Annotated in this window: 15 protein-coding genes; 14 read left to right on the plus strand and 1 reads right to left on the minus strand. The window is 34.4% G+C overall.

The genetic code is table 11. The features are described 5' to 3' along the window. The first annotated feature begins 65 nt into the window (after nt 1–65). The 4 genes from BALOs_RS00715 (at nt 66) to BALOs_RS15510 (ending at nt 4,892) form a co-directional block, all read left to right on the plus strand. Nucleotides 66–1,742: a GspE/PulE family protein gene (locus BALOs_RS00715; protein WP_205570962.1), complete on the plus strand. Its 1,677-nt coding sequence runs from the start codon at nt 66–68 to the stop codon at nt 1,740–1,742. A gap of 22 nt (nt 1,743–1,764) precedes the next feature. Further along, nucleotides 1,765–2,904 (plus strand): type IV pilus twitching motility protein PilT, encoded by a 1,140-nt coding sequence (locus tag BALOs_RS00720; protein WP_120404032.1) that lies wholly within the window; start codon nt 1,765–1,767, stop codon nt 2,902–2,904. 8 nt (nt 2,905–2,912) lie between these two features. Next, the gene (locus BALOs_RS00725; RefSeq protein ID WP_120404033.1) at nt 2,913–4,127 is read left to right on the plus strand and encodes a type II secretion system F family protein; all 1,215 of its coding nucleotides are present in this window, start codon (nt 2,913–2,915) and stop codon (nt 4,125–4,127) included. Between the two features lie 198 nt (nt 4,128–4,325). Continuing rightward, entirely contained in the window at nt 4,326–4,892 is a 567-nt protein-coding gene (locus BALOs_RS15510) for a prepilin-type N-terminal cleavage/methylation domain-containing protein (RefSeq protein WP_120404034.1), read from the plus strand. Between the two features lie 22 nt (nt 4,893–4,914). Here BALOs_RS15510 and BALOs_RS00735 read toward each other — a convergent pair whose 3' ends face one another. Continuing rightward, nucleotides 4,915–5,565, minus strand: a complete 651-nt coding sequence (locus tag BALOs_RS00735) for a hypothetical protein (RefSeq protein WP_120404035.1) — start codon at nt 5,563–5,565, stop codon at nt 4,915–4,917. A 47-nt stretch (nt 5,566–5,612) separates the two neighbouring features. On the opposite strand from BALOs_RS00735, the gene BALOs_RS00740 reads away from it, so the two are divergent. The 10 genes from BALOs_RS00740 (at nt 5,613) to BALOs_RS00785 (ending at nt 14,148) form a co-directional block, all read left to right on the plus strand. After that, a complete protein-coding gene (locus tag BALOs_RS00740) occupies nt 5,613–6,470 on the plus strand; it encodes an ABC transporter ATP-binding protein (RefSeq protein ID WP_120404036.1) in 858 nt (285 codons plus the stop codon). After that, the gene (locus BALOs_RS00745; protein ID WP_120404037.1) at nt 6,467–7,234 is read left to right on the plus strand and encodes an ABC transporter permease; all 768 of its coding nucleotides are present in this window, start codon (nt 6,467–6,469) and stop codon (nt 7,232–7,234) included. Before BALOs_RS00740 ends, BALOs_RS00745 begins: the two co-directional genes overlap by 4 nt. Further along, on the plus strand, nt 7,234–8,007 hold the full coding sequence (locus tag BALOs_RS00750; RefSeq protein WP_120404038.1) for an A24 family peptidase: 774 nt from the start codon (nt 7,234–7,236) through the stop codon (nt 8,005–8,007). Before BALOs_RS00745 ends, BALOs_RS00750 begins: the two co-directional genes overlap by 1 nt. A gap of 63 nt (nt 8,008–8,070) precedes the next feature. Next, complete coding sequence (gene pilM / locus BALOs_RS00755; RefSeq protein WP_120404039.1) at nt 8,071–9,243, plus strand: type IV pilus assembly protein PilM; 1,173 nt, start codon at nt 8,071–8,073, stop codon at nt 9,241–9,243. After that, nucleotides 9,240–9,872 carry a PilN domain-containing protein gene (locus BALOs_RS00760; protein WP_120404040.1) on the plus strand — a complete coding sequence of 211 codons (633 nt, stop codon included), beginning with the start codon at nt 9,240–9,242 and terminating at the stop codon, nt 9,870–9,872. The genes pilM and BALOs_RS00760 overlap by 4 nt, the downstream gene beginning before the upstream one ends. A 26-nt stretch (nt 9,873–9,898) precedes the next feature. Then, nucleotides 9,899–10,528, plus strand: a complete 630-nt coding sequence (gene pilO / locus BALOs_RS00765) for a type 4a pilus biogenesis protein PilO (protein WP_162929480.1) — start codon at nt 9,899–9,901, stop codon at nt 10,526–10,528. Continuing rightward, the gene (locus BALOs_RS00770) at nt 10,525–10,986 is read left to right on the plus strand and encodes a hypothetical protein (RefSeq protein WP_120404042.1); all 462 of its coding nucleotides are present in this window, start codon (nt 10,525–10,527) and stop codon (nt 10,984–10,986) included. The genes pilO and BALOs_RS00770 overlap by 4 nt, the downstream gene beginning before the upstream one ends. Before the next feature lie 68 nt (nt 10,987–11,054). After that, nucleotides 11,055–12,860, plus strand: a complete 1,806-nt coding sequence (pilQ, locus tag BALOs_RS00775) for a type IV pilus secretin PilQ (protein WP_120404043.1) — start codon at nt 11,055–11,057, stop codon at nt 12,858–12,860. Next, nucleotides 12,861–13,721 carry a tetratricopeptide repeat protein gene (locus tag BALOs_RS00780; RefSeq protein WP_120404044.1) on the plus strand — a complete coding sequence of 287 codons (861 nt, stop codon included), beginning with the start codon at nt 12,861–12,863 and terminating at the stop codon, nt 13,719–13,721. Further along, a complete protein-coding gene (locus BALOs_RS00785; protein ID WP_120404045.1) occupies nt 13,714–14,148 on the plus strand; it encodes a type II 3-dehydroquinate dehydratase in 435 nt (144 codons plus the stop codon). Before BALOs_RS00780 ends, BALOs_RS00785 begins: the two co-directional genes overlap by 8 nt. Nucleotides 14,149–14,154 lie beyond the last annotated feature (6 nt).

A 14,154-nucleotide genomic window follows, 5' to 3' on the forward strand; every position in this document is an offset into this window, starting at 1 on the left:
ATAGTTAATAATTATTTGTTTGTAAGTAGTTAATTTTCAAAGAAATTTATACTGGGTAAAGTAAAGTGATAAGAAAAGAATTCCTCGAAGTTATTGCAAAAACTGGAATGGTTCCAAGAAAAGACTTGGTTCCTCTTTCAGCAAATAAGAATCCTGGCGTTGTTTCTGAGTTAGATTTATTAAAGTTTAACTTCTTTGATGATGTGAAGTTTGCAAAGGCCGTTGCAGAAAATAGTGGCCTTACATATGTTGACCTTTCAGAGACGAAGGTTCCGGAATCAACTCTTCAAATGATTAAGAAGGGTGTTGCAACAAAGTATAGAATTGTTCCTTTAAAAAGACAGGCCGGCTCTCTTGTTGTTGCTATTTTTGATCCTTCATTAATAGAAGTTAGAGCAGAAATTCAAAAAGATATTCAATCCAATGTCGAGTTTGTCCTTACCTCATTATCAGCATGGAAAGCTCTCTACCAAAATATTACCGCATCAATTGATGAAATTCTTGAAACAGTTAGAGAAGTTAGGGCCGATCAAGCTCAAGGTGATGAGAATGTTAAAGAAGAAGATATTGGTGAAGATGTAATTTCATTTGTTAATAAGATCTTAGCAGAGGCATATCTTAAAAAGGTTTCAGATATTCACGTAGAGCCTTATGAGAATAACTTTAGAATTAGATTCCGTCTTGATGGTTCTCTAATTGAATACGCACAGCCTCCAAAGTCGATGCTTATGCCACTGGTTTCAAGAATGAAAATTCTAAGTCAGTTAGATATTTCTGAAAGAAGAATTCCTCAAGATGGACGTATTAAATTAGAGATCGATGGGAACCCAATCGATTATCGTGTTTCAACGCTTCCAACTTTATTTGGAGAGAAAGTTGTAATGCGACTTCTCGATCAATCAAACCTTCAGCTTGATATGACAAAACTCGGATTTGAGCCAAAGCAATTAGAAGTTTTTCTTGAGGGGATCAGGCAGCCATATGGGATGTGCTTAGTAACAGGGCCAACTGGTTCAGGTAAGACAACAACTCTTTATTCGGCACTATCAGAACTTAATAGTATTGAGAAAAATATTTCAACAGCTGAAGATCCTTGTGAGTTCAACTTAGAGGGGATTAATCAGGTTAACGTTCGAAAAGACATCGGTTTAGACTTTGCTCGAGCTCTTAAGGCCTTCCTTAGACAAGACCCTGATATTATCATGGTTGGGGAGATTCGAGATGAAGAAGTTGGTGAGATTGCTATTGAAGCAGCACTAACTGGGCACATGGTTCTTTCTACTCTACACACAAACGATGCACCATCTACTGTTACAAGACTTTTAAATATGGGACTTGAGCCTTTTCTTATTACAGGCTCGTTGAATGTGGTTGTCGCCCAAAGACTTTGTCGAAAGATTTGTGAAAATTGTAAAGCTGTTGATGAATCAGTCGGCGTTGAAGAAATTATAGCCTGTGGTGTTACCCCGAACTCTGCAAAGAATTTAAAAGTCTACAAAGGTAAAGGCTGTGAGTTTTGTGATGGAAGTGGATATAAGGGGCGTGTCGCAATATATGAAGTCTTAGAAATGACTCCTGGTGCACGTGAGCTAGTTTTAAAAAACTGTTCATCTGATGACTTAAAAAAACAGGCCATTGCTGACGGTATGAAAACACTTCGAATGTCGGCTCTTACTAAAGTAGCCGAGGGTGTAACGACATTAGAAGAAGCAGTTAAAAACTCAAGTATCGATAAACTATAGTAGGAACTACAGGAACCAAAAGATGAGTAACGATAGTACACAAACAAAAACTCAGACCGAAACACATGCAGGTGGTGCTGCAATTACAGAATCGCTAAAGATTCAGCAACTATTTAAGTTAATGGTCGATAACGGTGGCTCTGATTTACACCTTACACCGGGAACTGCTCCAGCAATGAGAGTAAATGGTGATATTGTTAGGGTAAAGCTTCCGGCTCTCGATGCCTCGACAAGTAAAGCTTTGATCTATCAAATCTTATCAGAAGAGCAAAGAAACGAATTTGAAAAGAACTTAGAACTCGACTTGGCCTTTGGGATTAAAGGATTAGCTCGATTTCGTGCGAATATATTTTATTCTAAAGGTGGTGTAGCGGCTGTTTTTAGGTTAATTCCAAGTGCTGTACCAGATTTTAAAGCTCTAAATCTTCCAAATGTTTTAATGGAGATGACAGATGTAACTAATGGTCTTTTCCTCGTTACTGGTCCAACTGGTTCCGGGAAGTCAACAACACTTGCGGCACTGATTAATCGTCTCAATGAAATTGAGCCTGCACATATTGTTACACTTGAGGATCCTGTTGAATTTGTTCACCCACATAAAATGAGTATTGTGAACCAAAGAGAAATTGGTCGAGATACACATTCATTTGAAAATGCATTAAAGGGTTTATTAAGGCAAGACCCGGATATTGTGCTCGTTGGTGAGATGCGTGATGTTGAAACAATTGAAGCGGCTTTAACAATTGCAGAAACTGGTCACTTAGTTTTTGGTACTCTTCACACAAACTCATGTGTTCAAACAATGAATCGTCTTGTTAACGTTTTCCCATCTGATCAACAAGATCAGGTTCGAACTCTTTTATCTTTTGTTCTCCAAGGGATTGTTTCTCAGCAGCTGATTCCAAAAACATATGAGCCAGGTCGAGTGGCCTGCCTTGAAATCTTAAGACCAACTTCTGCCATTAGAAATCTAATTAGAGAAGATAAGATGCACCAAATTTATTCTCAGATGCAAATTGGACAGGATAAAACGGGAATGACAACCATGAATCAGGCCATAAAGAAGCATGTCGATTCAGGTGCCATTGATGTTGAAACAGCAATGTCTTATTCAACAAACCCAGAAGAGCTAGGTCCACAACTTGGTATTAAGGAGAGATAGAGTAAGTTATGCCACTATATAAATGGGAAGGACTCGACAAAAATGGAAAGAAAGCTAATGGTCAAATTCAGGCCAATAGCGAGAAAGATGCAAAGAAGCGTTTGCGCGCTCAAGGTAATCGTGTCCGAAAAATTATTCCACCATCAATTCTTGAATTTGATATCAATGCTTGGCTAATCGAAAAGGGAATAGGCTCGGCCTTTGGTGCAGCAGAATTAATGAATTTCACTAAGCGTTTATCAATTATGATTAATGCAGGTGTACCGATAATTTTATCATTAGAAATTATCTACAAATCTGAAAAAAATCCCGCTCTTAAAAATGCTATTAAAAATATTGCAACGGATGTTGCTGAAGGTAATACTCTTGCTGAAAGTATGCGTAAGCAGCAAGGATTTGATAATCTCTACTGTAACCTCGTTAAGGCAGGTGAAGTTGGTGGTATTTTAGATGAGATCTTATCAAAGCTAACTGAACATTTAGAAAAACAAGAGAAGATTAAAAAGCAGATTAAATCTGCTATGAGTTATCCATTAATTGTTTCTGGCATCGGTGCTCTCGTTGTTTGGGGTCTTATTACTTATGTTGTTCCTCAATTTACTTCGATGCTAACAGATACTGGTCAGGCCCTTCCCTGGATTACTCAATTTGTCATCGACACCTCTGATTTCTTCGGAGAATATTCTGGAAAAATGATTTTATTTGGAATTGCTGCTTCAATGTTTTTTACCTACTTTGTGAAAACACCACAAGGTAAGATTCTATTTGATAAGTTCTCCATGAATGTTCCAGCTTTTGGAAATGTAATTATTAAAGGAAGTCTTGCTCAGTTTTCAAGAACGCTTGCAACTCTACTTGGTTCAGGTGTGGCCCTTATTGATGCCTTAGAAATTTGTATTGAAACGATTGATAATAGTGTTATCTCAAATGATATCAAAACAGTACGAAAAAAGGTTGTTGAAGGTAAGACGTTAACTGAACCATTAAGTAAGATTGACTACTTTCCAGAAATGGTTGCTCAAATGATTAAAGTTGGTGAATCGACAGGTTCAATTGATCAAATGTTAGCAAAAATTTCTGATGTTTTTGAGGACGAGGTTAATGAGGCCATCACTGGAGCAACAAAGATGCTTGAGCCATTAGTGCTTGTTGTCTTAGGTGGGATTATTGGTGGAATTATGATCGCAATCTACTTGCCAATGTTTATGTCAGCAGGAGCTTAGTAAAAGACAAGAATTGTGGGCAAATTAGTTAATATTTATTGGTATGTTAACTATTTAAGTTGTTGATATTATAAAAATTAAGATTTTTTTTAGTTATACCGTAAAGTTATACTGAGGGATAAAATGGGTCTAAATTCCATTCATGAACTCAATAAACATTATTAATCTATCTAAATTAGATTAACGAGGAGAACAGAAATGAAATTTACACAGGAATTAAAAAACTCGAAGGGGTTTACCCTGGTTGAGTTGATGGTCGTTGTTGCCATCATCGGAATTCTATCTGCGGTAGCAATTCCAAACTTTAAGAAGTACCAAGCAAAAACAAAAACTTCAGAGGCTAAGCTTCAACTAGCAGCAATTTATTCAGCGCTTACATCACTTCAAACTGATTATGATGCATTCGCAGAATGTCTTGATTACGCAGGTTATGTTCCACCAACTCAAGGTAACTATTATGCAGTAGGTTTTGATTCAGCTGATGATGATAGAGGTGGACGTGCAATTGTTGATGCCAACTCTGGTACTGGTGATTGTACAGCTGATGCTATTTCAGGTGTTGCACAGAGAAAAAGTGTTGCCGGTAATAGTGCAACTCAGGCAAACTTAAGTGAAGTGACAGCTGTTGTATCTGCGGATGGTTCGACATTTGTAGCCGGTGCAATTGGTTATATCTCAGCCGACTCCGCTGCAGACATTACTGAAGCTGATAGTTGGACAATTAACGAAAACAAGTCTTTAATTCATACCAATACTGGTTACTAATTAAATAAATGTAAGGGGCCATCTAAGGCCCCTTTTTTATTTTAAGTTTTCTTCTTATTGCCTCTTTTAATTCTTCGTCTTTAGTTTCACGATAAATTTTTAAAAGTGCTTCTCTTTTCATATTGATATTACTTTTTCTTAATTTGGCATCTGTAATAAGACTGTCGATATTCTTAACTTTGTATGGATCAATTTCTTTGAGTTTTTTAAATTGCTCTAAGGACTTTTCATAGTTATTCAATTCAAAATGATAATTAAATGCAGAGTAGTACAGGAGGGAGGTATCATTTGGGAAATATGTTAAACCTTTATCAAAGAGAATTCTAGCTCCTTCAATATCATCTTTGATAATTGATAAATATATACCGCCCTGTAAGTAATTTTCGTAAAAAGTCGGATCAAGACTGGATATGAGCTTAAATCGATAAAAAAGCCAAGATCTTCTATCTCTCGGTGTATGAGAGGTATCTGCATCGAGTAGTGTTTTAGTCCAAATGAAACTAGAAATAAATCGGTAGTTTCCAAAGGAAAATATTTTGGTAATGGGTGCTGAAAACGTAGTGAATGACTCGGGATTATGTGGTTTCTTAAACTGAAGATAATTATTAATTGTTACAAGACAAATGATAAGTATTGTTGAAAAGATAAAGTTTGATATTACTGTTTTTTTCATATGCATTAATGATTATACTATTATTATAAAAATAAGAAAGGTTTCAAATGTTACAATGTACTAATATATCTAAATCATTCAAAAGAGACTTTTGGGCCAAAGAGTTTATTGCTCTTCGAAGTATTAACTTTGAGTTATCTCAAGGGAAGATCGTTGGATTTCTTGGAGCAAATGGAGCAGGAAAAACTACTCTGATAAAGATTATTTTAGGCTTTATTCGCCCAGACTCTGGAAGTATTAATATATTAAACAAAGATTGGCTTGATGAGTCAGTACATGCTCAAATCGGATATATGCCAGAGCGGCCTTTTTACTATCAAAACTTAACGGGTCTTGAATTTTTAGAATATTGTGGAAAGCTACAGAATATAAACAAGAACGATCTCGAAAAAAGTATTGATAAGTGGACAACAAAATTTAGAATTAAGTTTGCTCTTGATAGACAAATTAAAGGTTATTCTAAGGGTATGCTTCAAAGACTAGGCTTTGCTTCAGTTCTTCTCCATAATCCAAAGTTAATTATTCTAGATGAGCCGTTGTCAGGCCTTGATCCAGTAGGAAGAAAAGAGTTTAAAGATGTAATTAGGGAAGTTAATAAAGATGGCGTAAGTGTTTTCTTTTCCTCTCATATCGTTTCAGATGTTGAGGAGGTATGTGACGATGTCGTTGTTTTAGAAGATGGCGTGATTGTATATAATGGACCAATCAAGAAACTTGTTGAAGAAAACACAAGTAATGAATTTATCATAAAATACTATAATGAAGATAATTTAGAGAGTTTAGTAGTAAGTAGTACAGATAAGGATAAGAAAATGTATGAACTACTTAAACAAGGCATGAAAATCGAAAGAATTGAAAGAGTCTCTTCTTCACTAGAAGAAATTATTTATAGGTTAAATAAATGAGAAATATCATAACAATTTCTAAGTTTACTTTTAAAGATATTATTAAAAGTAGAGTGTTATATTTAACTTTATGGATCTCACTATTTATTTTGGTAATGAGCTATGTAACTTCTGAGTTTGCATATGGAAATATATTACGCGTTTCTATCGACTTTGGACTTGGTGGAGCTTCTTTAGCCGCAAATATTTTAGCAGTTTTTGTAGGTGTAAATATTCTCTCTGATGAAATAGAATCCCGAACAGTATATATTTCTCTGTCTCGTCCTGTTTCACGTGTAAGCTTCTTGATTGGTAAAATGGCCGGTGTTTCATCTGTCCTTGTTTTAGCTTCACTTCTTATTTTTAGTGTTTCTTTGATCCCATTCCTCTCAAGAGGCGGGGTAATTGATTATATGATAGTTCACTCATTGTTACTTGGTATTATTGAATCATTATTATTGTTTTTGATTGTATTATTCTTTAGTTTGATTACTTCAAAAGCTTTGAGTGTTATTAATACTGTAGTGATATATTTTATAGGACATGCTGTTACACATATATCGGAATTAACGTTTGTTAAAAGCAGGGAAGGGCTTAATTTCATCATTAAGATCTATAAGTTATTTCTTCCAGACTTAAACTTATTAAATTATAAACCATTTGTTTTTAATTCTGAGCTAGTTTCAAATAATATTCTTTTAAAAAGTTATGCCTATGGAATCTCTTATGTCCTAATTTTAGCTTTCATTAATTCCTTAGTCTTTAAAAACAAAGAGTTAGCATAATGATCCTCTTATATAAGATTTATGCTTTTATTTTTGGTGCAATGGTTGGAAGTTTCCTTAATGTGCTTATTTTGAGATTGCCTAAGGGGGAGAAATTCTTCGTTGATCGCTCAAGATGTCCAAAATGTGGATTTCAATTAAAGTGGTATCATAATATTCCAATCATAAGTTATATTTTACTGAGAGGTAAGTGTGCAAGCTGTAAATCAAGGATAAGTTTACAGTATCCAGTAATAGAATTATTAACAGCTGTGATATCTTTATTACTATTTGGAAATGAGATCTCACTCCATACAACTACATCCTATTTATTCTTTTTTACTATAGCTTGTTGCCTGTTAGTTCATTTTGTAATTGATATCAGACATCAGATTTTACCTGATTCAATCAATATCTATTTGGGTGTAATTTTCTTTATACATGCCATATTTTTCTTTCCCATTCAGCATTGGCTTCTTGGAGGAATAATAGGTTTTGCAATACCTTACTTAATTACTTTTGTATTTTATAAGTTAAGAGGTGTTGTCGGTCTTGGTGGTGGTGATATCAAGCTATTTGGGGTTTTAGGAATTTATCTAGGTCCTTTGGGAATCATTCACAATATGTTGTTTGCCTGTGTTTTTGGAAGTGTACTAATGCTACCTCTTTTAATCTTTAAAATTATTAAAAGAGACCAAGCGATTGCTTTTGGCCCATTTATAATTCTTGTTGCAGTGATGCAAATATTCCTTCCAAATATTTTTAAAATGATGCTGGGGGTCGTACTCTTTTAAATAACTTCTTGAAATGACTGGACTGTGCAGAGTATAATAAAATAATACTTTTATAGGTCATGGATGAATAAAAATATAGAGATACAGGATGTTATATTCAAAATACGCGAGGCGGTCGGTTTAGTTCCAAAGGAATTAATAGGTGTCGATATTGGTCAAAGTTCAGTTAAGGTAAGTAAAATTACGACAAAGAACGATACTTATACCTTAACTAAATACGCATCAGTCCCTCTTCCTGAAGCAACGATTATTGAAGATGAAATTCAAGATGAAGAAGCATTAAAAGATGCTTTAAGTGAAGCATTTGCAGAAGCAAAGATCACTGAGCCATATATCTGCCTCGGCCTATCTGGTCCAAATACAGTTATTAAAAAACTTCAGCTTGCTGGGGGCGAGGATGAAGAGCTAGAGGATCAAGTTACATGGGAAGCAGAACAGTATCTTCCTTTTCCTGTCGAAGATTGTAATATTGATTGGTATGTAATCGGTGAGAATATGGGTGGTGGTTTAGACGTAATTGTCTGTGCCATTAAAAAAGATGTACTTGAATCATTTCGTTCCATTTTAACCTCTTTAGGTAAGGTCGTTAAAGTTGTCGACCTTTGTCCTCTTGCAATTACTAATATTTTTGAACTAGCAGGTGAAGAAGCGGTAGAAAACGATGATGAACTTGAGGATGAAGAATCTGAAGTCTTTGAAGGAACGTCTGCAGGGACTTCAACCAAAATTTTAATACCCTCGAGACTTCTTATCGATATCGGTTCACAGGCGACCATATTCACTGTTCTAAAAAAAGGTGTACCGGTCTTTGTGAAGGAGATTATTCTTGGTGGAGCTAGTATCACTGAGGAGATTCAGAGACAATTAGGTGTAAAGTTTGCTGAAGCGGAAGACTTGAAAAAGATGTCTGCTGGGGGCGGTGTCCCTGATGATGTCTTAATGATTATTAATGAAATTAATTCGTCTATTGTAAACGAACTTAAGAAAGCTCATGACTTTTATATAAATGCAACTTCTGATGATTCTTTAAAAGATATTACTGTCACAGGTGGATCTGTAAGGCTACCTAATCTATTGGAAGAAATACGAACTTCTTTTGGAGTCGATGTTAATGTATTAAACCCTTTTAATGAAATTGAATTTGATGAAAGTAAGTTCTCTGATGAGGAGTTAACTGATATGGCCCATGAGGGGGTTGTTTCGTTTGGTTTAGCAATAAGGGAGTTTCCTAAATGATAGAAATTAACTTATTAGAGAAAAAGAAACCATTCGAACTACCGGTTGTTCTAGGTGTTGACTTAAATCAAGTTAATAAGAAGTCTCTAGTTATTGGCTATTTAATTTATTACATCCTAACGGGATATGTTGTACCTGGTTTCAAAGACGAGAACAAAGAGTTTCGTGCGCAGATTTCACAAGCTCGTAGTGAATATAATAAAGTTAAAAAAGAAGTGGACTCATATGGTTCCTTAAATGAAGTAATGAATGCATTTTCAAAAAGAATTGAAGAGCTGAAGTCTCGTGAAGAACTTGTGGCAAAGGTTATGTCTAAAAAGTCTAACCCTTATAAGGTATTAAGAGGATTATCTAGTTCATTAAATGATGATATTTGGTTTAATCAACTATCGATAGATAAAGATCGTGTAATTAAAATTGAAGGTGAATCTATTTCATTCTCTTCAGTTGGTGACTTTGTTAATAATGTGAAGGAGTTAGAATACTTTATATCTAGAGGAAACTTTACTGGTGAAACTTTTGGAATGAAGGAACTTAAAGAAGTTCAAGACGAATTATATGGTGAAACAGTTACACTTCAGAGCTTTACAATTGAGGGTAAAATACAATCTTATGGGGATCTAAATTAATGCTATCAATTGTTAATAAGTTATATTTGTTATTAATTCTTTATGGTTGTTTTTTAACATATGAAGCATATAGTGAAATACAAATAGAAAGAGAAGCGTTGCAAAATGAAGCACAAAGTTTTGAAGCTAGGATTAATAAGAAAAAAAGAGAGCTCAAAAAGCTTAAAGATTATGAGAAGGATGTAGAGCGTAAAAAAGAAGAAATCGAGATAGTCGCTCAGAAGCTTGAAGAGACACAAAGAAGATTACCTAAAGATATTAGTGATAACGAGAGTATTAATTTAATTAAAAAAATTGGGGAGTCTCTAAAGATAAAAGAAGTACAGATTATCCCAAGTGGCCAAGAAGAGAATGGTTTTTATATTACAAAATTCTATACTTTCTCAGGAAAGGGGACATATCTTCAATTCTTATTACTTTTAGAAAATATTTCAAAACAGGAAAGGATTTTAAATGTTAGAGATATTAATCTAAGTAAAATATCAAAAACAAATAAGTCGAGATATGAAATTATTAATCTAGCAGCAACGATTGAAAGTTATATTTATAATTCTAATCACCGTGAAAATCGTGGGATTGAAGAGATTGAACGTCGTATTGAAGAAGAGAGTTCAAAAAAGAAAGAAAAACCTAAACGTAAAAAGAGGAAGAAATGATTAAAGCTTTAATGATAACATTTCTATTCGCTCTACCCATAGTTGAGATATATTCTCAATCTTTAGATCTTAATTCAGCTCGTAGTATTAGGGATCCCTTTAAAGTTAAATATCGTAAAAAGTTTGGACAAAAAAGAACTCGACGAGAGAAGTTTAAAGGCTTTACTAATAAATTATCAACAGACAATCTTCGAATTGATCGACTTCGCGTAACTGGGATATTTATGGGGAAAAACCCTAGAGCAATTGTTACTGAAGTAGACGAGAAGGAGAATGAGAATAATGGTGCTGCTGCAGAGAAGCGTGAAGTTGTAATTATAAAAGAGGGAATGAAGATAGGACCAGACCAAGTAGAGGTTAAGGCAATTCTTCCTGGTGGTGTGGTATTAGTTGAGAAAATTATTAATGTATATGATGAAGAAGAATATTTAGAAACGATTCTTCCACTATCGGATTGATATAACTTTTTAAAATTCAAAAATATGATAAGATAATTATATAACTATTTTACTTAGGATGAGTAAAAATGAAGAAAATAATATATGTAATAGTAGTCTTGTTTTCATTTGCAGCATTTGGTGCAAATTTAAATATGATAGACTTTCAACAAAAGAATGATCTCAGTTATCTAAATTTTAATTTTGATAATTCAGACTTCAAAATCAAAAAGTTTCAGATTGTAAAAGACAAGCAAGTTGTAATAGACATTGAAAATGCTGTTTCGACAGACCGTGTACTTAGAGCATTTGATACTTCTGAATTCTCCGGTAGTGTAGTTTTTGTTTCAGCCTTTAAGCAACCAGGAAATAAAAAACAAATACGAGTGATTGTTCAGTTACGAGATAATGTAAGGTCAAAGACTCAAACTTCGGGAAATACTGCTAGCGTAATATTTGAAAATCGTTATGGTGCTTTTGCTAGTACTTCTACAGAAGATAACAGTGTTGCAAGACTTGAAGACGATAAGGAAAACGAATCGGCCAAGGTTCTTAAACCGAAGTCGACAAGCTTAGAAGATATTCTAGAGAATCTAACTCTTTCTGGTCAAAAAAAGTATGTTGGAAATAAAATTACATTAAACGTAAAGGATATGAAGGTAAATGATATCTTAGATCTTATTGCTGATGCATCTGGATTTAATATCATAATGACAAATGAAGTTGCTGAGCTTCATCCACTTTCGTTAAATCTTGTAAATGTACCATGGGATCAAGCCTTAGATACTGTTCTTTCAATTAATAAATTGGTTGCAGAGAAGAACGGAGCTATCTTAACAATCAAAACGTTGGCACAAGCAACAGAAGAAAGAAGAAAAGAAAGAGATGCAAATCAGGTAAAAGCAGTAGCAGAGCCTCTTGTAACTAAAGTTCTACCGATCTCATACTCAAAAGCTAAAGATCTTACTGCACTATTAAAGGATTATGTAACAGTAAATAGAGGATCTATTATAGCTGACGATAGAACTAATAATTTGATTATAAATGATACTCTAGAAGTAACAGAAAAAATCGCTAAGATAGTAAGTTTACTTGATCGACAAACTCCACAGGTTTTAATTGAATCAAAAATTGTTGAAGTAAATGAGGGATATCAGAAACAAATTGGTCTTCAAAATGGTCTTAACTTCGGCTATGACCCTGTAGGGCAAATTCCACCGACCACAGAGTTAACAGGAACCCCGAGTACAACAGCAATCTCTGGTCCTGGGTTAAGCTTTTCTAGTGCTCCTGCAGCAGGTGAAAATGCGAGAAACCTCTTGGGATTAAGCATTTCAAGATTTGGGAGATTATTTAATTTAGACTTTCAATTACAATTACTTGAAAGTGAATCGAAAGGGAAAATTATTGCAACACCTAGAGTTGTAGCAAAAAATAATGTTAAAGCAGAAATTATTTCAACTGATACGACATCATTTGAAGAACGACAAGGTACAGGTGAAGACGTTGTTATTACTTTCAAGGAAACATCTGTAGAGCTAAGTTTAGCAGTAACTCCTCAGGTTTCAAATGATGGTGCAATTGATCTTACTGTCGAATTATCAAAAGAACAATTTGGGACTGCGCCGGCCGCTGGAGCACCGCCTGATAAAGCGAAAAGAGAAGTTAAAACAAATGTACTTGTTGAAAATGGATCAACGATTGTACTAGGTGGTTTATATAGTTATTCAAAACTTGAAACACATTCAGGGGTACCTTATTTAAAAGACATGCCAATTGTTGGTTGGTTATTTAGAACTCCTTATAATCCACAAGTTTCAAAAACAGAGCTTGTTATATTCATGACTCCTCGTATTATCAATCAGGATCGTGCAGGACTTACAAGTAGTTTATAAATGAAAAACTATAAAACTCTTATAACAAAATATAAAACTCAATTAGATAAAGACCCTCGTTCGAGGGCCTTTGCTCCTCTTGCTGAAATCTATCGAAAAGTTGGAATGACAGATGAAGCATTAAGAATCTTAAAAAGAGGAATTTCTTTTCATCCTAATTTCGGTGCAGCGATCATTATTTATGGTCAAATCCTACTCGAAGAAAATGAACTTGAAGAAGCATATACAACACTAAAGCCTCAGTTGAATCTTAATGGTGACAACTTAAAGTTCTTAAAAACTTTTGCACAAGTATGTTTTCATAGAAATTTCATTCTTGAAGCTTTAAATACTTATAAGCGCGTTTTATTTATCTCTCCAAGAGATGAGGAAGCTAGTGAATTTGTTTCAAAATATGATAACTTTGATAGTTTAGAAGAAGAGGATCTTACTCAGCAGACTTTTGATATTTCCAATCTCGATAATGAAATCGAAAGCTGGAATACTTTAAGTCTTGTACCTAAAGAAGAACCAGAAGTTGAAGAAGTTATTGAGGAAGTACAAGAAACAAATACACCTCAATTCTTTAGCCACACTTTAGTTGATCTGTACTTGAAGCAAGGTGCAAAACAAAAAGCAATTGAAGTCTTAAGTTCAGCACTTCAAGAAAATCCAGATGACCAAAAAATCAAGATGCGACTTGATGAGCTTCAGCATGAAAACGATGCTAGCACTGGCCATGATAGTTTAATGGCCGCTTTTGAAGCAAGTGCGAAAAAATTAGAAAGTAAGCCAAAGCAAGAGTTAGATAAACTCACAATGGCCTTTGATCTTTTTGATTCATATATCAAAAAAAGAAGTAGTGAAGTATTAAATGGATAAGTTTTTAGTAATAAATGGACCTAATCTGAATCTTCTCGGATCTAGAGAACCTGATATATATGGAAAGTACAGTCTTACAGAAATTGAAGACTTAACTAATAAGAGACTTGAAAATGCTGGCCACAAGGTTGATGTCGAATGGTTTCAGAGTAATGGTGAAAAAGAGATTATTGAAAAAATCCAAGCAGCATCAAATGCTTCATACAAAGCAGTAATCATTAATCCAGCTGCTTTTTCTCATACAAGTATCGCAATTTTGGACGCGCTGCGTGTTCTCTCGTGCCCGGTTGTTGAAGTACATTTGTCTAATACTAATCAACGAGAGGAGTTTAGAAGTAATAAAATTACTGCAAAATCCTCAACAGCTGTGATAGAAGGTTTAAAAGAAAAAGGTTATTTTCTCGCTATTTTATCTCAACTAATTTAAAGGGTT

Origin of the sequence: Halobacteriovorax sp. BALOs_7 (assembly GCF_003612895.1) — a bacterium.
Taxonomy (GTDB): domain Bacteria; phylum Bdellovibrionota; class Bacteriovoracia; order Bacteriovoracales; family Bacteriovoracaceae; genus Halobacteriovorax_A; species Halobacteriovorax_A vibrionivorans.

Coding starts and splice junctions, on each gene's coding strand:
- pilM (WP_120404039.1), top strand. CDS start 8,071: ATGAATAAAAATATAGAGATACAGGATGTTATATTCAAAATACGCGAG.
- BALOs_RS00760 (WP_120404040.1), top strand. CDS start 9,240: ATGATAGAAATTAACTTATTAGAGAAAAAGAAACCATTCGAACTACCG.
- BALOs_RS00745 (WP_120404037.1), top strand. CDS start 6,467: ATGAGAAATATCATAACAATTTCTAAGTTTACTTTTAAAGATATTATT.
- BALOs_RS00720 (WP_120404032.1), top strand. CDS start 1,765: ATGAGTAACGATAGTACACAAACAAAAACTCAGACCGAAACACATGCA.
- BALOs_RS00780 (WP_120404044.1), top strand. CDS start 12,861: ATGAAAAACTATAAAACTCTTATAACAAAATATAAAACTCAATTAGAT.
- BALOs_RS00770 (WP_120404042.1), top strand. CDS start 10,525: ATGATTAAAGCTTTAATGATAACATTTCTATTCGCTCTACCCATAGTT.
- BALOs_RS00750 (WP_120404038.1), top strand. CDS start 7,234: ATGATCCTCTTATATAAGATTTATGCTTTTATTTTTGGTGCAATGGTT.
- BALOs_RS00725 (WP_120404033.1), top strand. CDS start 2,913: ATGCCACTATATAAATGGGAAGGACTCGACAAAAATGGAAAGAAAGCT.
- BALOs_RS00735 (WP_120404035.1), bottom strand. CDS start 5,565: ATGAAAAAAACAGTAATATCAAACTTTATCTTTTCAACAATACTTATC.
- BALOs_RS00740 (WP_120404036.1), top strand. CDS start 5,613: ATGTTACAATGTACTAATATATCTAAATCATTCAAAAGAGACTTTTGG.
- pilQ (WP_120404043.1), top strand. CDS start 11,055: ATGAAGAAAATAATATATGTAATAGTAGTCTTGTTTTCATTTGCAGCA.
- BALOs_RS15510 (WP_120404034.1), top strand. CDS start 4,326: ATGAAATTTACACAGGAATTAAAAAACTCGAAGGGGTTTACCCTGGTT.
- BALOs_RS00785 (WP_120404045.1), top strand. CDS start 13,714: ATGGATAAGTTTTTAGTAATAAATGGACCTAATCTGAATCTTCTCGGA.